The sequence below is a fragment of the Kitasatospora sp. NPDC091276 genome (assembly GCF_040684355.1).
Lineage (GTDB): Bacteria > Actinomycetota > Actinomycetes > Streptomycetales > Streptomycetaceae > Kitasatospora.
Genome location: NZ_JBFBFU010000007.1, coordinates 203,624 through 225,542, shown reverse-complemented (window position 1 = coordinate 225,542; position 21,919 = coordinate 203,624). Strand labels below are relative to the sequence as shown.

Genomic DNA, 21,919 nt, shown 5'->3' with positions numbered 1-21,919 from the left:
CTCAGAGTTCGACGACCTGGGCGAGGTCGATCTCGACGGGGTACGGCACCGAGGTGCGGAGCACGCCCTCGTGCTGGGCGACGGGCAGGTAGACGCCTTTCTCCTCGTCCCGGTGGAACTCGTGCACGATCGGCAGGTTGTCGAGGCCGCGCTCGACCCGCCAGTAGTACGGGATCTTCTTCTCGGCGTACTGGCCGGGCTTGCGGAAACGGTCGGCGACCCTGGAGCCGGGTGATACGACCTCGACCGCCAGGACCACCGACTCGGGCGGGGTGCACTCCAGCTCGAAGAAGTCGAGGCCGGTCTTGTCGATGACGACGACGTCGGGCTTGGAGGTGTTGTACTCGTCGAGCAGGACGCAGCGCTCGGCGTTCACGACGTAAGGCGTGGTCCGCGCGCCGGACAACCTGATGAGCAGCTGATCGCGCACCTGGTCGTGCCACCACTTCGCCGTCCCTCGGACCACGACGGCTCCGTCCACCAGTTCCCAATCGAACGGCAGGTCGAGGTCCTTGACCTGCTCGTACGTCCAGCCCTGGGACGGCGGATGCATCCAGTCGATCGGCTCGGCGGTCATCGCCACCTCCCCCACTGCACTCATGCTAGCCAGCCTGAGAAGCAGCCGGGAGTGCCGAATCGTTCCACCGGAATCAGACTTTCGTTCGACCGGCTCAGTACCCGAAGGCCCGGGCCGTGTTCTCCGCGATCGCCGTGGACAGCTCGTCCTCGTGCAGCCCCAGCGTGCCGGCCATCGAGCGGACGGTGACCGGGATGAGGTACGGGGCGTTGGGCCGGCCGCGGTAGGGGTGGGGGGTGAGGAAGGGCGCGTCGGTCTCGACCAGGATCCGGTCGAGGGGGGTGGCGGCGAGGGCGTCGCGCAGCGGCTGGTTGGCCTTGAAGGTGACCGGGCCGGCGAAGGACAGGTACCAGCCGTGTTCGGCGCAGACCTTGGCCATCTCGGCGTCGCCGGAGTAGCAGTGGAAGACCGTCCGCTCGGGGGCGCCTTCCGCCAGCAGGACGGCGATGACGTCCTCGTGGGCGTCGCGGTCGTGGATGACCAGGGCCTTGTCGTGCCGCTTGGCCATCTCGATGTGGCGGCGGAACGACTCCTTCTGGATCTCGACGCCCTCGGGGCCGGTGCGGAAGTAGTCGAGGCCGGTCTCGCCGACGGCGCGGACCTGCGGGAGGGCGGCGAGCCGGTCGATCTCGGCGAGCGCCTCCTCCAGCGCGGCCTCGCCGCCCGCCTTCCGCTGCTGGCCGGACCAGCCGTCCGCGTCGCCGAGGAAGATCCGCGGCGCCTCGTTGGGGTGCAGGGCGACGGCCGCGTGCACCTGCTCGTACTGGGCCGCCAGTTCGGCGGCCCAGCGCGAGCCGGGCACGTCGCAGCCCACCTGGACGACCGTGGTGACCCCGACCGAGGCGGCCCGGGCCAGTCCCTCGGCCGGGGTGCCGGCCTGCATGTCGAGGTGGGTGTGCGAGTCGGCCACCGCCACGGCCAGGGGTTCCGGCAGTGGCGGCGGGGTCGACCGGGCGTCGTCCTTGGCAGACATCAGGAGGCGGGCTTCTCTTCGAGGCGCGGGAACAGGATCTCGCCCTTGGTGACGGTGCTGCCGGCGGGCAGCCGGCCCCAGTCGGCGGTGGTGGCGATGGTCTGCGCGGCGAGCGCGCCGAGGCCGGCCTCGGCGCCGAGCGAGGTCCACAGCTTCTCGGCGGTGGACGGCATCACCGGGTTGAGCATGACGGCGGTGCCGCGCAGCGCCTCGGCGGCGGTGTAGAGGATGGTGGCGAGGCGGGCCCGGCCCTGCTCCGAGTCGTCCTTGGCCACCTTCCACGGCTCCTGCTCGGTGAGGTAGCCGTTGACCTGCTTGACGAACTCGAAGATCGCCGCGAGGCCGCCGGCGAAGTCCAGCTCCTCGCCGATCTTCCGGTCGGCGGTGGCGAGGGCCGTGGCGAGGCCGTCCGCGATGGCCTGCTCGGCGTCACCGGGGGCGGCGGCGGCCGGCAGCGCGCCGTCGAAGTACTTGCCGACCATGGCGGCGACCCGGGAGGCCAGGTTGCCGAAGTCGTTGGCGAGTTCGGAGGTGTACCGGGCGGTGAAGTCCTCCCAGGAGAACGAGCCGTCGGTGCCGAAGGGGATCGCCCGCAGGAAGTAGTAGCGGTAGGCGTCCACGCCGAAGTGCGAGGTGAGGTCGGTGGGCGAGATGCCGGTCAGGTTGGACTTGGACATCTTCTCGCCGCCGACCATCAGCCAGCCGTTGGCGACGACCCGCTTGGGCAGCGGCAGGCCCGCGGCCATCAGCATGGCGGGCCAGATCACCGCGTGGAAGCGCAGGATGTCCTTGCCCACCAGGTGGACGGAGGCCGGCCACAGTTCGGCGAAGCGCTCCGGGTCGCTGCCGTAGCCGGCCGCGGTGATGTAGTTCTGCAGCGCGTCCACCCACACGTACAGGACGTGCTTCTCGTCCCAGGGCAGCGGGACGCCCCAGTTGAAGGTGGAGCGGGAGATCGAGAGGTCCTTCAGGTCCTGCTCGACGAAGCGCAGCACCTCGTTGCGGGCCGAGGCCGGCTGGATGAAGTCCGGGTTGGCGGCGTAGAACTCCAGCAGCTTCGGGCCGTAGGCGGAGAGGCGGAAGAAGTAGTTCTCCTCCTCCAGCCATTCGACCGGCCGCTTGTGCACGGCGCAGAGCTTCTCGTCCTCGGTGGCGCCGTCGAGCAGTTCGGCCGGGAGCTTGAACTCCTCGCAGCCGACGCAGTACGGGCCGGAGTAGCCGCCCTTGTAGATCTCGTCCTTGTCGTACAGGTCCTGGACGAACTCCTGCACGCGGTCGGTGTGGCGCTGCTGGGTGGTGCGGATGAAGTCGTCGTTGGCGATCTCCAGGTGCTCCCAGAGCGGCTTCCAGGCCTCTTCGACCAGCTTGTCGCACCACTCCTGCGGGCTGACGCCGTTGGCCTCGGCGGTCCGCATGATCTTCTGACCGTGCTCGTCGGTGCCGGTCAGGTACCACACCTTCTCGCCGCGCTGGCGGTGCCAGCGGGTGAGGACGTCGCCCGCCACGGTGGTGTACGCGTGGCCCAGGTGCGGGCGATCGTTGACGTAGTAGATCGGGGTGGAAACGTAGTACGCCGGGGCGGTCGCCCCGGTGGTGCTGTGGTCTGCAGTGGCCGCCATGGTCGGAAAGCTTAGTCGGGCCCGCCCGCAGCCCTCGACCGGATTGCCACCCGCCGCCCTCGACGGATCACCGCCCGGCCGGCGACGGCGGGGGCCGCCCGCCGCGCTGCTCGCGGCGGGCGGCCCCCGGGTGCGCTCCCGGTGCCGGCGGTCAGCCCAGCAGCCGCGACCAGAACCGGGCCCAGCGTCCGCGCGGCTTCGCGGGGTCGGTCACCGGGGCCGCCCCGGCCGGCTCGGCGTGCGCCGGGTAGCCGGGGGCGTGGTGCCAGGACTGGTCGGCGGTGGCGACCCGGCCCTCGCGCATGATCCGGACGGTGTGTCCGCCACACCCCGGGCAGGTCGGCTTGAGCAGCGGGGACGGTACCCGGACACCGTTGGCGTGGTATTCGAACACGACGTGCCCGTCCTTGCCGGCGTGGTGCTCGATGTCGTACGCCTGCTCCCAGCCGTACCCGCATCGCAGGCAGGCGAAGGAGTAGGCCTCCCGCACGGTCTCGACGGGAGTGTGCGGCCGTCCGGCCAGGCCGGGGGCGCTCAGCGCGTTGCCACCGAGGGGGCTACCGATCATCTCGCTCATAGCCGTCTCCCAGCGCCCGCCGGGCGCTCGCCCGGCTGGGTCTTTCCATTCCAGGAAATGCCCTGACGGCCTCGGCCGATGCCCTGCTTGTGAAGAGTTGGACGCGGGTTGGGAACTCCTATACGAAAGGCCTGGATCGTTCCGGAAACCGCGACCGAACTTTCAGCTCCGTGGGCGTTTACCGGGGCCTTCCCTCAAAGGTACGACTCCCCCGGGGTCACGCAACCCCCCGGAATTCACCCCTCTTTCACGGCCCCGTCCCCGCCCCCTTCGCGGCCTCGTTCTTCGCCTCGTTCTTGGCCGCCACCACCGCGTCGAACACCTCCCGCTTCGGCAGCGCGAGCTCCGCCGCGACGGCCGCGATGGCCTCCTTGCGGCGCTCCCCGGCCTCCTCCCGGACGGCCACCAGCCGGGCCAGTTCGGCGGGGGTGAGCTCCTGCGGCGCCGCCGGCGGGGCGCCCGCGACGACGACGGTGATCTCGCCCCTGACGCCTTCGGCGGCCCAGGCCGCCAGGTCGCCGAGGGGTCCGCGCTTCACCTCCTCGTACGTCTTGGTGAGCTCGCGGCAGACGGCGGCGGGCCGGTCGGCGCCGAACGCCTCGGCCATCGCGGCGAGCGCCTCGGCGATCCGGTGCGGCGCCTCGAAGAAGACCATGGTGCGCGGCTCGGCCGCGATCGAGGCGAGTTGCCGGGCCCGGTCGCCGGTCTTGCGCGGCAGGAAGCCCTCGAAGGTGAAGCGGTCGACGGGCAGGCCGGACAGCGCGAGCGCGGTGAGCACGGCGGACGGCCCGGGCACCGCGGTGACCTTGACGTCGGCCTCGACGGCGGCGGCGACCAGCCGGTAGCCGGGGTCGGAGACGGACGGCATGCCGGCGTCGGTGACCAGCAGCACCCGGGCGCCGCCGAGCAGTGCCTCGACCAGTTCGGGGGTGCGGCCGACCTCGTTGCCCTCGAAGTAGGAGACCACCCGCCCGGCCGGGGTCACCCCGAGCGCCTGGGTGAGCCGGCGCAGCCGCCGGGTGTCCTCGGCCGCGATCACGTCCGCCGTGGCCAGTTCGGTGAGCAGCCGGGGCGGGGCGTCCGAGACGTCGCCGATGGGGGTGCCTGCGAGAACGAGTACTCCTGTCACGGGCCCCATCCTTGCAGCTACCGCGGCCCGGGGGCTTTTGGTGACGATTCGGGCAGCTTCCGAGGGAGCGGTCACACGTGCGAGAAGCGCCCCTACGATGTGGCGGATGAACGGCGACACGGCGGCGCGCACGCCCACTGGTACAGACCACACCGCGCAGGATGGCGGCGACGTGGCCGGCCTGCCGTCCTCCGCCGTCCCGGCTTCCCGGCCCGCCGACCAGGCCGGGAGCCCCGCGCGGCCCGACCAACCCGACCAGTTCGACCGCCCGGACCAGCCCGACCAACCCGGCCAACCCGACCAGCCCGGCAGCGCCGCGCGCAGCTGGCGCGAGCGGCTGGCCGGGTTCGGCTACGTCGGCCGCCCGGTGGCCCCGCTGGCCGAGCGCCTGGTCCCGCCGATGCCGGACGGCCCCGGGGTGACCCCGGCGGTGGTGCCTCCGTCGCCGCTGCTGCTGCGGCTGGGCGTGTCCGTGCCGCCGGCCGTGTGGTCGTGGCTGTGCCGCTGGTCCGGCTGGCTGGGCCCGATCGCGGTGGCGGTGTTCGCCGGGATCCTGCGCTTCACCAACCTCGGCCAGCCGCACGCGATCATCTTCGACGAGACGTACTACGCCAAGGACGCCTACGCGCTCTGGCACGGCGGCTACGAGATCAACTGGCCGGACGGCGCCAACGAGCAGATCATGACGCCCGGCGCGGCCGTCCCGTACCGCTCGGCGGCCTCCTACGTGGTCCATCCGCCGGTGGGCAAGTGGATCATCGGCGCCGGCGAGATGCTGTTCGGCATGAACCCCTTCGGCTGGCGGTTCGCGGTGGCCCTGCTCGGCACGCTGTCGGTGCTGATGGTGGCCAGGATCGCCCGCCGGCTGTTCCGCTCGACCCTGCTGGGCTGCGTGGCCGGCCTGCTGCTCTCGGTGGACGGCCTGCACCTGGTGCTCAGCCGCGCCGCGCTGCTGGACCTGGTGGTGATGTTCTGGATCCTCGCCGCCTTCGGTTTCCTGCTGCTGGACCGCGACCGCACCCGGGCCCGGCTGGCCGACCGGCTCGGCGGGGTGCCGGACGCGGTGCTGGCGCAGCGGGCGAACCTGGGCTGGCGCCCGTACCGGATCGCGGCCGGCGTCTGCGTCGGCCTGACCTGCGCCACCAAGTGGAGCGGCCTGTACGTGGCGGCGGCGTTCGGCGTGATGACGGTGCTGTGGGACGTCGGCGCGCGCCGCCTGGCCGGGGCCCCGCGCCCGTACCTGGCGACGCTCGCCCGGGACGTGGTGCCGGCCTTCGTGTCGGTCGTGGTGGTGTCGCTGGTCGTCTACGTCACGTCCTGGTGGGGCTGGTTCGCCAGCAGCAACGTGCCGGGCAAGGGCGGCTGGGGCCGGGACTGGGCGGTGGGCCGCTCGACCGACTACCCGTGGATACCCGAGGGGCTGCGCGCCCTGTGGCACTACCACTCGACGGTCTACGACTTCCACACCCACCTGAGCGACCCGCACACCTACCAGTCGAACCCGTGGTCCTGGCTGGTGCTGGGCCGGCCGGTCTCGTTCTTCTACGAGTCCCCCAAGCAGGGCCAGAGCGGCTGCACGGCCGCCGAGTGCGCCCGCGAGGTGCTGGGCATCGGCACCCCGCTGCTGTGGTGGGCGGCCGTGGTGGCGCTGGTGTACTGCCTGTGGCGCTGGGTGGCGCGGCGGGACTGGCGGGCGGGCGCGGTGCTGTGCGGCCTGGCCGCCGGCTACCTGCCGTGGTTCGCCTACCAGCAGCGGACGATCTTCCTCTTCTACGCGGTGGTGTTCGTCCCGTTCCTGGTGCTCGCGGTGACCATGCTGGTCGGTGCGCTGATCGGGCCTCCGGGGGCCTCCCGGGACCGCCGGATCATCGGTTCGGCGGCGGCCGGGCTGCTGGTGCTGCTGATCGTGTGGAACTTCCTCTTCTTCTTCCCGCTGTTCACCGGGCAGACGATTCCGATGGACGACTGGCGCCAGCGGATGTGGTTCAACAGCTGGATCTGATCGACACCGCTGTTCCCCGAATCGTCCGTATGCGGTGCACGACACGTACCAGATCCGTCACAACTCGCGGGCATTTCGTCGGCGCACCGATCGGCGCTGCCTAGGGTGGGGGGAACAGCGTGTCCGGCCCCGGTCGGTCGCGCCCGTCCGGCAGACCCTTGGGGGAACAGCACCATGCGCAGAGGCGCGAAGATCGGCATCATCACCGGCGTCTCCGTCGCCGTGCTCGCGGGCGGTGGCTACGGGGCGTACAGCCTGATGGGCGGCTCGGACTCCGGATCGTCCTCGGCGAAGAAGCCCCGCACGGTGGTCGCCGAGCCGCCCTCGGCCGAGCAGGCGACCAACGGTGCGAAGGACTTCCTGGCGGCCTGGGCGGCCGGCGACCTGGACAAGGCCGCCGCGCTGACGGACGACCCGGCCGCGGCCACCACCGCGCTGACGGCGTTCCGCGACCAGGTCAAGCCGAGCGCGCTGACCCTGGCCCCGGCCGGCCCGGCCACCCCGCAGGCCTTCGCGTCGGCCACCGGCACCCCCGCGCCGGCCAAGCCCTCCGCCGGAGCCTCGGCCACGCCGTCGGCGGGCGCGACCCCCGGTGCCACCGACTCGCCGTCGGCCTCCGCCTCGGCCGGCCCCGCCGGTGTGCTGATGGGCTTCAAGGCGCGCGCCGAGTTCGCCGGCACCAACCGGGTCTGGGACTACAACGGCTTCCTGAACGTCGTGAAGATGAGCGACAACACCCCGGCCGTGCACTGGGCGCCGACGGTGATCCACCCGCACCTGTCCGGCAACGAGACGATCGCCACCCAGCAGGTCTTCGCCCCGCCGTCCACCGTGGTGGACCGCAACGGCAAGCCGCTGCAGGGCGCCTCGCTCACCCCGGCGCTGCTGTCCACCCTCCAGGACAACGCCCACAAGCTGCTGCCGCCGGACCCGAACAAGGACCAGGACGCGGGCAGCGCGGTGGTGATCAGCGACCCGGCCGGAAAGGGGGCCTCGGACAAGCTGTTCACCATCGTCGAGCCCAAGCCCGGCAAGCCGTTCAAGGTGACCATCGACAACACCATCCAGGCGGCGGCCGAGAAGGCGATGACGGACCTGGGCGGCAAGTCCGGGTCGATCGCCGCGATCGAGCCGAGCACCGGCCAGGTGCTGGCCTTCGCCAACGCGCCGGCCAGCGGTCAGAACCGGGCCTTCACCGGCCTGCTCGCGCCCGGCTCGACGATGAAGATCGTCACCTCGACGGCGCTGCTGGAGGCCGGGGTCAACCCGGACACCGTGGTGGCCTGCCCGGAGAAGAGCAGCAACCCGGTCGCGATCCCGAACGACTTCCCGGGCGCCTTCCCCAACAACACGCTCCAGCAGGACTTCATGATGTCCTGCAACACGGCCTTCATCAACCAGGGCCTGACCAGCCTCAAGCCCGAGACGCTGTCCAGCACGGCCAAGGACGTGTTCGGCATCGGCCTGGAGTGGAAGACCGGCCTGCCGAACACCGACGGCAAGGTGCCGCCGACGCCGGGCAGCAAGGACGAGCAGGCCATGAACTACATCGGCCAGGGCAAGGTCCAGATGAACCCGCTGGCCATCGCCTCGATCACCGCGACCGTCCAGAGCGGCGCGTTCAAGCAGCCGATCCTGGTCGCCGGCCTGCCGCAGCAGGCGGCGGCCCGCCAGATCGCGCCGGACGTCGCGGGCAAGCTGCGCGCGATGATGAACGCCACCGCCACCGGCGGCACGGCCAAGGACGTGATGGCCGGGATCACCGACAACGCGGGTGCCAAGACCGGCTCCGCCGAGGTCGCCGGCGCGACCACCACCAACAGCTGGTTCACCGCCTTCCGCGGCAACATCGCGGTCGCCGCCGAGGTTCAGGGCGGCGGCCACGGCGTGGACGCGGCCGGCCCGGCCGTCGCCTCGCTGCTCAAGGCCGCGGGCCGCTAGAACAACCCGCCCGGACGGAGCCCGCTCAGCCCCGTGGCAGGGCGGGCTCCGGTCTGCCACGCAGCCGGTGCGGCGGGATCGGGCGCCGGCTGCTCCAGCGCCGGGCCGCCAGCCGCGGCCAGATCACCAGGACCACCGGCAGGGCGAGGTAGCCGAACCGCCCGGCCGGGGCGAGCATGAACGCGATCGCCAGCCCGGCGGCCAGCAGGTCGGCGGCCGCGATCGCGGACACCGGCGGCCGGGCGAGCAGCCAGATGGCCACCCCGATCCCGCCCATGGTCATCAGCGCCAGCGAGACGGAGTGCCCGGTCGGCCCGAAGCCGGCCAGCACCTTGCCGGGCAGCGGGCTGCCGGCCGGCGTGCGGATGGCGGTGAGCCCGAGCGGGAAGCGCACCACCTGCTCGCGCAGCGCGTCCGCCCGGGTCAGCACGGAGGGCAGGAGCACGGCCAGGCCGGTGCCGAGCGCGATCAGCGTGGTCCGGGCGGCGGGCCGGCGGCCGTACAGCCGCCACAGCAGCAGGGCCGCGACCGGCAGCGCCGGCCAGGCCGTCCACTTGAGGGTGCAGGCGAGGGCGAGCACCAGGCCGGCGCCGACGGTGCGGTCCCGCTCGGCGAGCGCCATGGCGAGGCAGCAGAGGCCGATCAGCGGCAGGTCCACCCCGCCGACGACGAGGGCCAGCGAGATCAGCGGCGAGGCGGTGAGCACGGCGAGCGGCAGCAGCGGCGCGCGCTCGCGGGTGGGCCGCAGCAGCCGCCAGCTGGCCAGCAGGCAGACCACGAAGGCCAGCGCGAACCAGATCCGGGCGTCCCCGGCGACCTGGGCGAGGTCGGAGCCGTCGCCCAGCAGTTGGCGCGGCATCCCGAACAGGGTCATGGCCGGCAGGTACGGGTTGTAGTCGGTGACCACCACCGGGTGCGGCAGGTACGGGCTGCCGGTGGTGAGCAGCAGGTGCGCCGAGCGTTCGACCACCATCACCTCGGACTGGTGGCGGCCCTGCACGGCGAGCAGGGCGAGCGGCGCGAGGACGGCCCCGGCGAGCGCGACCACGGCGGCGGCGCGGGCCGCGTAGCGGCGCGGCAGGGTGAGGCAGAGCAGCCCGGCCAGGACGTAGGCGGGGGCCGCGATGAAACCCCACATCCGCTGGTTGGGCAGGTCGGAGACGAGCGGGAAGGCGGCCGCCCAGCCGGCTGCGATCAGGCAGCCGAGCAGTTGGACTGTGCGCATCGAGGCGAGTCGGGCGGGATTCAGCCGATCGGGCGTGGGCGGGAACGTGCTCTCGCCACGCTGGCGGGGGAACGGCCGACTGGAGAAGCCGAGGGGCGGTCGTCCTGGTCCGGACGGCGCTCCGGCGGGGGTCGGCGGGGCCGGCGTTCTGCTGCGGCCGGTGAAGCGGCCGCGCGGGCGGGAGAAGCCGGGCGTGCGGGTGCTCACCATGGTGGAAGGTTATGGGTGGTGGCCGGGCCCTGTCGCCATGGCGTGGGGCACGTGGCGGGAGGTGGCATGAGGGGGGCCGCCGGGTGTCGTGATCGGCGGCCCCCCATGTCCGGATTCGTCCGGCTCAGCTGTTGCGGTGGCCGGTGGAGCTGTCCGCCGTGGCGGCCTGCGCCTGCTGCTCCAGCTTGGAGTGCTTGATGCTGTAGCCGAAGTAGACGACCACGGCGACGGCGAGGGCGATCGCGCCGGCCCGGAAGGTGTCGGCGTGCAGGCCGGTGATCAGGTAGGCGCAGAAGGCGACGCTGAGCAGCGGGACGACCGGGTAGCCGGGGACCTTGAAGCCGCGCGGCAGGTCGGGCTGGGTGCGGCGCAGGATGATCACGCCGATCGAGACGACCGAGAAGGCGATGAGCGTCCCGAGGCTGGTGATGTCGGCCAGTTCCTTCAGCGGGACGAAGGCGGCCAGCGCGCCGACGCCGAGGCCCACCACGAGGGTGTTCCAGACCGGGGTGCCGGTGCGCGGGGAGAGTTCGGCGAAGCGCTTGGGCAGCATGCCGTCGCGGCCCATGGAGTACAGGATGCGGGTCTGGCCGTAGATCACCACGAGGGTGATGCTGAAGATCGAGAGGATCGCGCCGATCGCGAAGACCATCGAGGGCCAGGTCTGGCCGGTGATGTCCTGGAGGATCTGGGCGAGGCCGGCCTCCTGGCCCTGGAACTTCTGCCACGGCTGGGCGCCGATGCCGGCGAGGGCGACCAGGATGTAGAGCAGGGTCACCACGACCAGCGAGATGATGATCGCCAACGGCAGGGTGCGGCGCGGGTTCTTGACCTCCTCACCGGCGGTGGACACGGCGTCCAGGCCGATGAAGGAGAAGAAGATGCTGGAGGCGGCGACCTGCACGCCGCCGATGCCGAGCGGCATGAACGGGGTCAGGTTGCCGGAGTGGAAGCCGGTGAGCGCGACGCCGACGAACAGCAGCAGGATCAGGATCTTGATCCCGACCATGGCCGCGTTGACCTTCACCGACTCGCTGACGCCGCGGATGAGCAGCACGCAGACCATCGCGACCAGCAGCAGCGCCGGCAGGTTGAACCAGTGGGTGTCGTTCGGCGCGCCGGACAGCTGCTCCGGGATGGTGAAGCCGAAGGCCAGGTCGAAGAACTTGTTCAGGTACTCGGCCCAGCTCACCGCGATCGCGGAGGCGGAGACGCCGTACTCCATCAGCAGGCAGATGCCGACGCCGAACGCGACGCCCTCGCCGAGGGTGGCGTAGGCGTAGGAGTACGAGGAACCGGAGACCGGGATCGCGGAGGCCATCTCGGCGTAGCAGAGCGCGGTGAGTCCGGCGGTGACCGCGGCGAGCACGAAGGACAGGATGACGGCCGGGCCGGCCGAGGGCACCGCGCTGCTGAGCACGAAGAAGATGCCGGTGCCGATGGTGGCGCCGATGCCGATCGAGGACAGCTGCCAGAGGCCGATCGTGCGGCGCAGGTGGATGCCGGAGCGTCCGCCCTCCTCGGGCGCGCCGGCCGGGGGGCCGTCCCGGCCCTCGCTCTCGGCGATGAGGGACGAGACGGGCTTGCGTCGCAGCAGACGCGCACCGAGAGAGTTGCTGGTCACAGCTGCGGTCCTTCTGGGCGGGGGAGGGTGTCCTGGCGGCCGGTCACTCGACGCGTCATGGGGTGTCATCGGGGACCAACCGAACAAAGATGGGACAGTACCCCGCGAAAGCACCAGTGTCGCAAACGAACAGTCCGGATCGGCGCATTGTACGAATTGGCGCATGAGTCTATACAAACCGGACACTTCGCAGACGGCGGATTCGCCGTCCAGCAGCTAGAGCAGCAGCTCAGCGGCCCAGCACCGCCCGCATCACCGAGCGGGCGATCGGCGCGGCCAGCCCGCCGCCGGTGACGTCCGTGGCGTCACTGTCCGCGATCACCACGGCCACCGCCACCGGCGGCACCGCGTCCGAGCCGGCGGGCTTGGCCCAGGAGATGAACCAGGCGTACGGCGTCCCGCTGTTGTCCACCCCGTGCTGCGCGGTGCCGGTCTTGCCGCCGACCACCGCGCCGCCGATCCGGGCGTTGCCGCCGGTGCCGTTCTCCACCACGTCGGTCATCAGCTTCTGCACCTGCCCGGCCACCGCCGGGGTCATCGCCCGCCGGTACACGGCGGGTTTCATCAGCTGCACCGCGGTGCCGTCGCCCTTCGTCAGCCTGTCCACGAGCTGTGGACGCATCACCGTCCCGTCGTTGGCGATCCCGGCCGCGACCATCGCCATCACCAGCGGGGTCGCCGCGGTGTCGAACTGCCCGATCGAGGAGAGCGCCACCTGCGACTGGTTCATCGTGGTGTCGAAGTTGGACCGGGCCGGGCGCACCGGCATGTCCAGCCTGGCGTCGTTGAAGCCGAAGTTCTCGGCCATCGCCACCATCGGGTCCAGCCCGGTCCGCACCCCGAGGTAGCCCAGCACGCTGTTGCAGCTGTAGACCATCGCGGTGTCCAGCGACTGGCCGGGCCGGTCGCACGCCGAGGTGTCGTTGACCAGCGGCGTGGTCGTCCCGGGCAGCACGTACGGGTACGGCGCGTCGGTCGGCGCGTCGGGGTCGGTGACCACCCCGGCCGCGAGCGCGGCCGCCGCCGTGACCACCTTGAAGGTCGAGCCCGGCGGGTAGGTCTGGCGCAGCGCACGGTTGAGCATCGGCTGGTCGGTGTCGGCCTGCAGCCGGTTCCAGGCGGCCTGGTCGGCCGCGGCGGAGCCGGCGAAGCTGCCCGGGTCGTAGGACGGCGTGCTGGCCAGGGCGAGGATCCGGCCGGTGGCCGGCTCGATCGCGGCCACCGCGCCCTTCTGGCTGCCGAGCCCGCGCACCGCGGCCTCCTGGGCGGCCCGGTTCAGGGTGGTGTAGACGTCCCCGCCGGGGTTCTGCCTGCGGGCGACGGCGTCCCAGACCGCCCAGCCGGCCAGTCTGCTGTCCGTCCCGGACAGCAGGTCGTCCTCGATCCCCTCCAGCTGGGTGTTGCCGTACGCCTGCGAGGCGAAGCCGGTGACGGCCGCGTACGTCGGACCGTCGGTGTAGGTGCGCTTGTAGTCGTACCGGCCGCCGGTGGGTTCGGAGCCTGTCACGGTGTCCGCGCCGACCCGGATGTCGCCGCGCGGCTGCGAGTACCGCTCGATGGTGAGCCGCTGGTTGGCGGCGTTGTGGTTGAGGTCCTTGGCCTGGAACACCTGCACCCGGGTGGCCTGGACGCACAGCGCCGCGACCAGCAGCAGGCAGAAGACGCCCGCGCGGCGCCCGGTGACGGAGATGCCCGGCAGGCCCTGCGGCCCGTTGCCCCGGGCGCGCGGACGGGAGCGGGTGCGCGCCATCAGTCCTCCTCCGGCAGAGACGCGGACACGGGCAGGGCCGGGGCCGGGGCCGGCCGGCGCGCGATGTCGCTCATCCGCACCAGCAACGCCACGATGATCCAGTTGGTGACCACCGAGGAGCCGCCCTGCGCGACGAACGGCAGCGTCATCCCGGTCAGCGGGATGAGGTCGAGCACCCCGCCGGCCACCACGAACACCTGGAGGCCGACGATCGCGGCCAGGCCGATCGCCAGCAGCCGCCCGAACGGGTCGCGCAGCGCGATGCCCGTCCGGAACCCCCGGGAGATCAGCAGCGCGTACAGCAGGAACACCGCGACGAGCCCGGTCAGGCCGAGTTCCTCGCCGATGGTGGCGAGGATGAAGTCCGACTTGGCGGCGAAGCCGATCAGCACCGAGTGCCCGTCGCCGAGCCCGGTGCCCAGTTCCCCGCCCCAGGCGAAGGCGAACAGCGACTGGGCGATCTGGTTGGCGCCCTTGCCCGCCGCGATCGAGCCCAACGGGTCCAGCCAGTCCGTCACCCGGCTGTGCACGTGCGGCGAGAGCCAGCCCACCGTGACCGCCCCGACCGCCGCCAGGACCAGCCCGATCACGATCCACCCGGTGCGCGCGGTGGCCACGTACAGCATCACCACGAACAGGCCGAAGAACAGCAGCGAGGTGCCGAGGTCCGTCTCCAGCACCAGGACGCCGACGAACGCCGCCCAGATCAGCAGCACCGGCCCGAGCACCCGGCCGCGCGGCAGCTGCCAGCGCCAGACCCGGCGGCCGGTGAGCGCCAGCGCGTCCCGGTGCACCGCCAGGTAGGCGGCGAAGAAGACGGCCAGCAGGATCTTGGCGAACTCCCCCGGCTGGAAGGACAGCGGCCCGACGACGATCCAGATCCGCGAGCCGTACACCGGCGGGAAGAAGATCGGCAGCACCAGCAGGACCAGCGCCACCAGCGCCCCGAGGTAGGCGTACCGCTGCAGCCGCCGGTGGTCGCGCACCAGCAGCACGACCGCGATGAACAGCGCCACCCCCAGGCTCGACCAGAGCAGCTGGGTGGAGGCCGCGCCGACGCCCGAGGTGGCGCGGTCGAGCCGGTAGATCACCACCAGGCCGATCCCGTTGAGCAGCACCGCGATCGGCAGCAGCAGCGGGTCCGCGTACCGGGCCCGCAGCCGGACCACGGCGTGCGCCAGCAGGGCGAGCACGCCGAGCGCGGCGCCGTACTCGGCCGCGTCGGCCGGCACCCTGCCGTCCAGGTTGACGCCGACCTCGACGTAGCCGAACACGGCGATCAGCACGGCGGCCAGGACCAGCAGCAGCTCGGTGGTGCGCCTGGTCGGCACCGGCCGGCTCGGCCGGGCTGCGGTTCTCGTCACGGCGGGGGGTGTCGCCACGGACCGTCCTGGGGGTCGCGGGGAGCCGGAGCGCTGTTCCGGGGGATGCCATCGGAATGGACCGGCGACACGAAGCCGGTTCACCCAGGTTCGTCACCCTAACGAGCACTATCCATATTTATCGGCTTTTTGCTGCGGTGTGTCCTCCCTTGGCGTGAATCCTCCGCTCACTCGGGCCGCCGTCCGGCCAGCGCCGCCACCCCGGCCGCCGCCGCGGCCAGCAGGGCGGCGGGCGGCAGTTCCGCCCACGGCACGGCGACCCGGCCGGTGCGGGCCGCCGAGACCAGACCGCGGACCGCCGCGTTGGCCGGCGAGAGGGGCGCCACCAGCGCCAGCGCGGCCAGCGCCAGCGCCAGCGCGATGCCGTACTGCGGCCGCGCCAGCACCGGCCGGTTCGCCAGCGCCCCGGCCACCACCCCCAGCAGCACGCACACCACCGCGGCCGACGCACCGGCCGCCAGCGCCGGTCCGACCGGCGGCTGCCGCTCCACCCCCGGGTTGGCCACCGTCCCGCTCAGCCACCACAGCGCCGCCACCTCCGCCGCCGCCAGCACCAGCCCGGCCGTCAGCGCCGCCAGCAGCGCGCCCAGGTGCACCCGCGGCGGCCCCGCCGCCGCGACCAGGCAGGCCCGCGAGGCCGGCGGCTCCGCCCCGAGCGCGCTGCGCACGTACCAGGCGCTCACCGGCAGCAGCACGGCCGCGCCGTAGCCGAGGTCGCCCAGCAGCGGGTTGCCCGCCGACACGCCCACCACCAGCAGCAGCGCGTACGCCAGGAACGGCGGCAGCCAGGCGTGCGAGCGCACCAGCAGTTCCAGGTGGTACCGGGTCAGCGCCCCGAGCTGCCTCACCGCCGCCCCTCCCGCTGCCGCACCGCCAGCACCCGGACGGCCGGTCGGCCGAGCAGCAGCCGGCGCAGCAGCGCTTCCGTGTGCGCGGCCGGCACGGTCAGCCGCACGGCCGTGCCGGCCAGCGGGGTGAGCCGCGGCGCCCCGGGCAGCCGGGGCGGCAGCGGGGTGCCGTCCGGGACGTCCACCTCGACCTCCGTCTCCGGGCCGCCGTCCGGCACGGGCCCCGCCTCCTCGGCGGGCCGCAGCGCGCCGTCCGCGCCGACCCGGTAGGCGGCGCTGGTCAGCCCGGCCAGCCGGGCCGGGTCGTGGTCGACGAACAGCACCGCCCCGCCGTCCGCCGCCCGCTCCGCGGCCGCCTCGTCCAGCACCGCCCTGGCGTCGGGGTCGAGCCCCGTCCAGGCCTCGTCCAGCAGCAGGACCGGGGCCTGGGCGAGCAGCGCCTGCGCGACCGCGACCTTCTGGCAGGTGCCCTTCGACAGCCGGCTCAGCGGCGTGCCCGCCCGGTCCGCGATGCCGAAGCGGTCCAGCCAGTCCCCCGCCCGCCGCCGCGCCCGCTCCGCCGACAGCCCGTGCACCCGGCCCACCCGCAGCAGGTACGAGGCGGCGTCGAAGGGCAGCGCGGGCGGGAAGCGTTCGGGCACGTACGCGGCACCGCCCGCGCGGGCCACCCGCCCGGCGGTCGGCCGCTCGATCCCGGCCGCCAGCCGAAGCAGCGTCGACTTGCCGCTCCCGTTCGCCCCGGCGATCCGCACCAACTCCCCCGGCCCGACGGCGAGATCGACCCCGCGCAGGACCCATCGCCCGCGCCGCCCGTACCGTTTTCCGACCCCCGTCAGCTCCACCGCGCCCCCACTCCCGCCCGGACTCGCACGAAACCCGCACGGAAGGCTATCCAGCCCGGGTAGGGCGGACGTAAGTCCGCGCAGGCCCGACGGCCTTTCCACGCGCCGGAGTTCACGCCGTGGCGGGGTGGCGCACGATCCGCTCTCGTTTGGCCATCGCGAACTGATGATCCCTAGGATCACCGGGTGACTACCGGACGACGACCAAAGACCAGGCTCGGCAGCCTGCTGGGCGCCCTGGCGATAACGGGCGCCTCGCTGCTCATCGGCCTGCCCGCCCACGCCGACGAACCATCAGCCGGAGCCGCCGCGCCCAAGGAGGCCCCCAGGGTCGACCTCGTCCTGGACGTCAGCGGCTCCATGAACGAGCGGGACATCCAGGGCAAGAGCCGGATCTCGGTGGCCCAGCAGTCGCTGAACGACGTGATCGACGCGCTGCCCGCGGAGACCGAGTTCGGCATCCGCACCCTGGGCGCGAACTACCCCGGCAACGACAAGACCCAGGGCTGCCAGGACACCAAGCAGCTGTACCCGGTCGGCAAGACCAACAAGGTCGAGGCCAAGACGGCCGTCGCCACCCTGCGACCCACCGGCTGGACCCCGATCGGCCTGGCCCTGCGCGGCGCGGCCCAGGACCTCGGCAAGGGCGAGACCACCCGCCGGGTGGTGCTGATCACCGACGGCGAGGACACCTGCACCCCGCCGGACCCCTGCGACGTCGCCCGTGAACTCGCCTCCCAGGGCATCCACCTGGTCGTCGACACCCTCGGCCTGGCCCACGACGACAAGACCCGCCAGCAGCTGCTCTGCATCGCCAACGCGACCGGTGGCACCTACACCGACGTCCGCACCCAGGAGCAGCTCACCGACAAGGTGAAGCAGCTGGTCGACCGCTCCAACGACACCTACGCGGTGACCCCGGTGAAGACCTCCGGCGCCGACAAGTGCGAGAGCGCCCCGGTGCTCGCCCCGGGCGTGTACAGCGACCGCGAGAAGTTCTCCGAGCACCGCGTCTACAAGGTCCCGGTCAAGTCCGGCCAGGAGCTGCGCGCCTCGGTCAGCGTCGGCCTGGACCGCGCGGTGGCCCGGGACTACGGCGTCCTGCTGCAGGCCACCAGCGCGACCGGCCAGGAGCTGGTCCGCGGCACCGACGCCGGTAGCAGCCGCACCGACGTGATCTCCACCGGCCTGCGCTGGTCCACCAGCGACTCCAAGGGCTACATCACCACCGGCCCGACCTCCTCGTCGAGCGCCAAGCCGGAGACCACCGTCTGCCTGGTCGTCAGCAACTCGCTGGCCCCGCAGGCCGGCGTCCAGGCCGACCCCGGCCTGCCGCTGGAGCTGACCGTCGACCTGGCCACCGCCTCGTCCGCCCCCGAGGGCGCGGCGATGGGCCTGGGCCGCGGCTGGATCCTGCTGCTCACCCTCGCCCTCGCCGGACTGCTGTTCGGCCTGGTGTTCGGCTGGATCGCCCGCTGGCGGATCTCTGTCTGGCGGGAGAACTGACCATGCGACCGACCACGCGCACGACCCTTCGCGGCGCCCTCGCCGCCCTCGCCCTGCTGCCCGCCCTCGCGTTGGCCGCCCCGACCGCCTCCGCCGCCTCCCCCTCGCCCTCGGCGAGCGCGAGCGGCGCCCCGGCCCCGGCCACCAAGGCCGGCACCTCCTTCCTGACCGCGACCAACCTCTCCCCCGGCCAGGACGCCAACGTCGCCGCCTCCACCGGTGACTACCTGTACTGGGCGTTCGGCGCCTCCGAGGGCCAGACCCCGACGATCGGCCTGACCGTCAACCTGGCCCCCGCGACCGACCGGCACGGCCCGCAGACCTGGTCCGCCGAGGTCTTCGACGGGCTCCGCCGCCGCCAGTCCTGCACCGCCGGCACCCAGAACGCCACCGGCGACCAGAACACCGGCACGCTCACGCTGAGCTGCACCCTGCGCGAGATCCGCTCCTGGGCCGAGCCGTGGTCCGGCGACCCGCTGCCCGGCACCTACTACGTGCGGCTCTCGGTCAGCGACGTCCCGCAGACCGACCTCGGCCTGGCCACCTCCGTCCAGCTGCACGTCAGCGCGAAGGGCAACGCGGACAACGCCCAGCCGGAGGGCGGCGAGCTCAAGGCCCCGCTGGTCCCGCCGGCCGGCGGCGGCGCCAGCACCGCCAAGGCGGCCGCCCCGGTGGCGGCCGAGGAGCACTGGTACACCGGCTGGTTCTCCGGCTGGAACAGCCGCTGGTACTGGACCATCGGCGGCGGCGCCCTGGCCGCCCTGGCGGGCGTCCTGGGCTACAACCTGACCCGGCACCCACGCGGCTACCGCCCGCCCCGCTACGGCGCCGTCCCGCCGCAGTCCGGCGCCCCCCAGCCCGGCCCCTACGCCGGTTCCCAGCGCCCCTGACCCACCCCGCCCAACCCTGAGGGCCGGCCGGACTCCCCCGGCCGGCCCTCGGCCGTTCCCGCTCCGGTTCCCGCTCCCGCCCCCGTGCGCGACCGACCGGCGACCGGGACCGTCCGAGGGCCTCGCCGGCCGCCCGGGCGGCCGGCGAGCCGGGGCTCGGCCCGTGGGTGATGCTCGGCAAGACCTTCAAGGGGCTGACCGAGCGGACGCTCGCCTGGCAGACCGCCGAGTTGCTCGCCCGGGAGACCGGGCGGGACGCCCGGACGCGGTGCCGGTCCGGCCGAAACTGGTCGTCGAGGTCGCCTTCGACGGCCTCCAGCGCAGCCCCCGCTACCCCGCCGGGCTGGCCCTGCGGTTCGCCCGGGTGGTGCGCTACCGGCCGGACAGGAGCGCCGCCGAGGCCGACACGGTGGCCTCCGTACGGGAGTTGGCCACCGCCGAAGGCTCTTGTGAGGCCGTCCGCGCGGCCGGATCCGCCGACCCGTCCGGCGAAGTACCGCCGGTTGAAACGCATTGCGCCGCAATGGGGGTTCACACACAGGGGCCGAGTCAGCCATTCTCGATCCGGCCACCGTACCCCTCCGTGAACGGACCAGCGACGGCTAGGTTGACCGTGACAACGAGAGGCGGCCGCCGGGCAGCCGGCGCCGCCCTGGCGAAAGGTGCCCGACATGCAGGTGAGCGTCGACCGGGACCGCTGCTGCAGCTCCGGCATGTGCGTGATGAACGCCCCCGCGGTCTTCGACCAGGACGACCGGGACAGTCTCGTGAGACTCCGCCAGACCGTCCTGCTGCCAGAGCAGTTCGACGACGTCAGGCTCGCCTCCGAGCTCTGCCCGGGCCGGGCGATCACCGTCACCGGGGACGAGCCCGCGCGGACCGGGGCCTGACGGACCCCCGCCGCCGCCGGCCCCGCAGGCCGCGCCGGGAACCTTCCCGGGCCCCGAACCCCACGAGAACACCCGCGACGTGAGGAGACCCCCGCCTTGACCACCGCATCCACCACCCCCGTCCTCCCGCTGCCGGCCCGGCACTCCGGTGGCTGCCCGTTCGGCCCGCCGCCCGCGTACTCCGAGGCCGCCGCCACCGGGCCGGTGACCAGAGCCGAGCTGCCCGACGGCGACCTCTGCTGGCTGGTCACCGGCTTCGCCGAGGTCCGCACCGTGCTGTCCGACCGCCGGTTCAGTGCCGACATACGCCACCCGGCCTTCCCGCTGCTGGTCGCCGGCGCTCGCGAGCTGATCACTGACAATCCGGACTTCCTGCGGCTGGACGACCCCGAGCACGCCCGCCAGCGCCGCATGATCACCGGGGAATTCCTGGTCAAGCGGGTGGAGGCGCTGCGCCCGGAGATCCAGCGGATCGTGGACGAGGCACTGGACCGGATGACCGCGGGCCGGAGCACGGCCGACCTGGTCACCGACTTCGCGCTGCCGGTGCCCTCGCTGGTGATCTGCCTGCTGCTCGGCGTGCCGTACGAGGACCACGACCGCTTCCAGAGCCTGAGCCGCACGATGCTCAGCCGGGAGAGCACCGTGGAGCAGCTCCGGGAGGCCCAGGAGGAGGTCCGGGACTACCTTCGCGACCTGACGGCCCGCAAGCGCGCACAACCGGAGGACGATGCCCTCAGCCGACTCGCGGCGCGGGACGACCTGACCCTGGACGACGCGGCCGCCATGGGCGTGCTGCTGCTGATCGCCGGGCACGAGACGACCGCGAACATGATCTCGCTGTCGACCGCACTGCTGCTGGAGCACCCCGAGCAGATCCCCGGCCTGGCCGACCCGGCCACCCTGCCGGGCGCGGTGGAGGAGCTGTTGCGGCTGCTGACCATCGTGCACACCGGCCTGCCCCGGGTGGCGCTGGAGGACGTGGAGCTGGGCGGCGTCACCGTCCGGGCCGGGGAGGGCGTGATGGCGATGCTCTCCACCGCCAACCGGGACGAGGCGGTGTTCGGCGGCACCGGCCATCGGGCGACGGACGAGCTGGACCTGGACCGGGACGCCCGGCGGCACCTGGCGTTCGGCTTCGGCGTACACCAGTGCCTGGGCCAGCCGCTGGCCCGCGCCGAACTCCAGATCGCCCTGGAGACGCTGTTCCGCCGGCTGCCGGGGCTGCGGCTGACCGGCGAGCGCGAGTTCCGTACCGAGTCGTTCATCTACGGGATGCGGTCACTGCCCGTGACCTGGTGAGCGGGGCCCAATGGAGAACTCTCGCTGGAGTACCAGGCGGAGCTGTCCGGGCGGTCACGTGCGGAGCCAGCTGACGAGAGCGGCTGCGGTGACGGTGCCGAGGTAGACGTATCCGCGCTTGTCGTATCGGGTTGCGACCGCTCGGGCACGCTTGAGCTTGTTGACGGCCCGTTCGACGGTGTCGCGCTTCTTGTACCGCTTCTCGTCGAAGGCCGGTGGGCACCCGCCGCGTGAGCCTTTGCGCAGGCGGGCGGCCTGACTGTCCGCCTTCTCCGGGATCGTGTGCCGGATGCCGCGCCTGCGCAGGCAGGCGCGGCACGGGCCGCTGCTGTAGGCCTTGTCGGCGGCCACGCTGTCGGGCGTCTTCCGGGGCCTGCCCGGCCCCGTCCGCGGGACACGGATCTTCTCCGGTACCGGCGGACGCGTCGCCCAAGCGGTCCTGCTCGCCCTGATGGCCTTCATGATCAACCTGTTGACCGTCCAGCACCGGCTCCGCGCCAGCAGCCCCGGGCTGACAGCGGCGAACAGCATCGAGGACTACGACGGCCTCACGCCCGCCCCCGCAGACTTCAACGGCCTGCCCCCGCCGCACAGCTGACGAACGACTCGCAGACACCCCGAAGTGGCCTACC

18 protein-coding genes and 2 pseudogenes are annotated in these 21,919 nt (G+C 72.9%); 8 read left to right on the top strand and 12 right to left on the bottom strand.

What is annotated here, in order from left to right:
* Position 1: 1 nt before the first annotated feature.
* The 5 genes from AB0O19_RS11880 to rsmI all read right to left on the bottom strand — a co-directional run bounded on the left by AB0O19_RS11880 (position 2) and on the right by rsmI (position 4,884).
* Complete coding sequence (locus AB0O19_RS11880; protein ID WP_363619215.1) at positions 2–601, bottom strand: Uma2 family endonuclease; 600 nt, start codon at positions 599–601, stop codon at positions 2–4.
* A 70-nt stretch (positions 602–671) separates the two neighbouring features.
* Positions 672–1,550, bottom strand: a complete 879-nt coding sequence (locus tag AB0O19_RS11875) for a TatD family hydrolase (protein WP_363619214.1) — start codon at positions 1,548–1,550, stop codon at positions 672–674.
* Positions 1,550–3,169 carry a methionine--tRNA ligase gene (gene metG, locus AB0O19_RS11870; RefSeq protein WP_363619213.1) on the bottom strand — a complete coding sequence of 540 codons (1,620 nt, stop codon included), beginning with the start codon at positions 3,167–3,169 and terminating at the stop codon, positions 1,550–1,552. Before metG ends, AB0O19_RS11875 begins: the two co-directional genes overlap by 1 nt.
* Positions 3,170–3,320: 151 nt before the next feature.
* Entirely contained in the window at positions 3,321–3,746 is a 426-nt protein-coding gene (locus tag AB0O19_RS11865; RefSeq protein WP_363585339.1) for a hypothetical protein, read from the bottom strand.
* Positions 3,747–3,993: 247 nt separating this feature from the next.
* Positions 3,994–4,884, bottom strand: a complete 891-nt coding sequence (gene rsmI / locus AB0O19_RS11860) for a 16S rRNA (cytidine(1402)-2'-O)-methyltransferase (RefSeq protein ID WP_363585340.1) — start codon at positions 4,882–4,884, stop codon at positions 3,994–3,996.
* A gap of 97 nt (positions 4,885–4,981) precedes the next feature.
* Between rsmI and AB0O19_RS11855 the strand changes: the two genes are divergently transcribed.
* Both AB0O19_RS11855 and AB0O19_RS11850 read left to right on the top strand, forming a co-directional pair.
* The gene (locus AB0O19_RS11855; protein WP_363619212.1) at positions 4,982–6,877 is read left to right on the top strand and encodes a phospholipid carrier-dependent glycosyltransferase; all 1,896 of its coding nucleotides are present in this window, start codon (positions 4,982–4,984) and stop codon (positions 6,875–6,877) included.
* Between the two features lie 174 nt (positions 6,878–7,051).
* Positions 7,052–8,818: a penicillin-binding transpeptidase domain-containing protein gene (locus tag AB0O19_RS11850; RefSeq protein WP_363619211.1), complete on the top strand. Its 1,767-nt coding sequence runs from the start codon at positions 7,052–7,054 to the stop codon at positions 8,816–8,818.
* A gap of 25 nt (positions 8,819–8,843) precedes the next feature.
* Here AB0O19_RS11850 and AB0O19_RS11845 read toward each other — a convergent pair whose 3' ends face one another.
* The 6 genes from AB0O19_RS11845 to AB0O19_RS11820 form a co-directional block, all read right to left on the bottom strand.
* Positions 8,844–10,043: a glycosyltransferase 87 family protein gene (locus AB0O19_RS11845; RefSeq protein ID WP_363619210.1), complete on the bottom strand. Its 1,200-nt coding sequence runs from the start codon at positions 10,041–10,043 to the stop codon at positions 8,844–8,846.
* 334 nt (positions 10,044–10,377) lie between these two features.
* Entirely contained in the window at positions 10,378–11,877 is a 1,500-nt protein-coding gene (locus AB0O19_RS11840; RefSeq protein ID WP_363619209.1) for an amino acid permease, read from the bottom strand.
* 229 nt (positions 11,878–12,106) lie between these two features.
* Positions 12,107–13,627 carry a penicillin-binding transpeptidase domain-containing protein gene (locus AB0O19_RS11835; protein ID WP_363619208.1) on the bottom strand — a complete coding sequence of 507 codons (1,521 nt, stop codon included), beginning with the start codon at positions 13,625–13,627 and terminating at the stop codon, positions 12,107–12,109.
* Complete coding sequence (locus tag AB0O19_RS11830; protein WP_363619207.1) at positions 13,627–14,991, bottom strand: FtsW/RodA/SpoVE family cell cycle protein; 1,365 nt, start codon at positions 14,989–14,991, stop codon at positions 13,627–13,629. The genes AB0O19_RS11835 and AB0O19_RS11830 overlap by 1 nt, the downstream gene beginning before the upstream one ends.
* Positions 14,992–15,176: 185 nt before the next feature.
* Positions 15,177–15,857: an ABC transporter gene (locus tag AB0O19_RS11825; RefSeq protein ID WP_363619206.1), complete on the bottom strand. Its 681-nt coding sequence runs from the start codon at positions 15,855–15,857 to the stop codon at positions 15,177–15,179.
* Positions 15,854–16,699, bottom strand: coding sequence for an ATP-binding cassette domain-containing protein (locus tag AB0O19_RS11820; RefSeq protein WP_363619205.1), 846 nt, complete (start codon positions 16,697–16,699; stop codon positions 15,854–15,856). Before AB0O19_RS11820 ends, AB0O19_RS11825 begins: the two co-directional genes overlap by 4 nt.
* A gap of 264 nt (positions 16,700–16,963) precedes the next feature.
* Between AB0O19_RS11820 and AB0O19_RS11815 the strand changes: the two genes are divergently transcribed.
* The 5 genes and pseudogenes from AB0O19_RS11815 (at position 16,964) to AB0O19_RS11795 (ending at position 21,287) form a co-directional block, all read left to right on the top strand.
* Positions 16,964–18,205, top strand: coding sequence for a VWA domain-containing protein (locus tag AB0O19_RS11815; protein WP_363619249.1), 1,242 nt, complete (start codon positions 16,964–16,966; stop codon positions 18,203–18,205).
* 2 nt (positions 18,206–18,207) lie between these two features.
* Entirely contained in the window at positions 18,208–19,095 is an 888-nt protein-coding gene (locus AB0O19_RS11810; RefSeq protein WP_363619204.1) for a peptidase, read from the top strand.
* A gap of 158 nt (positions 19,096–19,253) precedes the next feature.
* A pseudogene (locus AB0O19_RS11805) lies at positions 19,254–19,516 on the top strand (ATP-dependent DNA ligase); the annotation flags it as partial.
* Between the two features lie 250 nt (positions 19,517–19,766).
* Entirely contained in the window at positions 19,767–19,985 is a 219-nt protein-coding gene (locus tag AB0O19_RS11800; RefSeq protein WP_359896573.1) for a ferredoxin, read from the top strand.
* A gap of 96 nt (positions 19,986–20,081) precedes the next feature.
* Entirely contained in the window at positions 20,082–21,287 is a 1,206-nt protein-coding gene (locus tag AB0O19_RS11795) for a cytochrome P450 (RefSeq protein WP_363619203.1), read from the top strand.
* 54 nt (positions 21,288–21,341) lie between these two features.
* Here the strand turns inward: AB0O19_RS11795 and AB0O19_RS11790 are convergent.
* A pseudogene (locus tag AB0O19_RS11790) lies at positions 21,342–21,701 on the bottom strand (transposase); the annotation flags it as partial.
* Between AB0O19_RS11790 and AB0O19_RS11785 the strand changes: the two are divergent.
* The gene (locus AB0O19_RS11785) at positions 21,625–21,885 is read left to right on the top strand and encodes a hypothetical protein (RefSeq protein ID WP_363619252.1); all 261 of its coding nucleotides are present in this window, start codon (positions 21,625–21,627) and stop codon (positions 21,883–21,885) included. The pseudogene AB0O19_RS11790 and the gene AB0O19_RS11785 sit on opposite strands and share 77 nt — an antisense overlap.
* Positions 21,886–21,919: the final 34 nt, after the last annotated feature.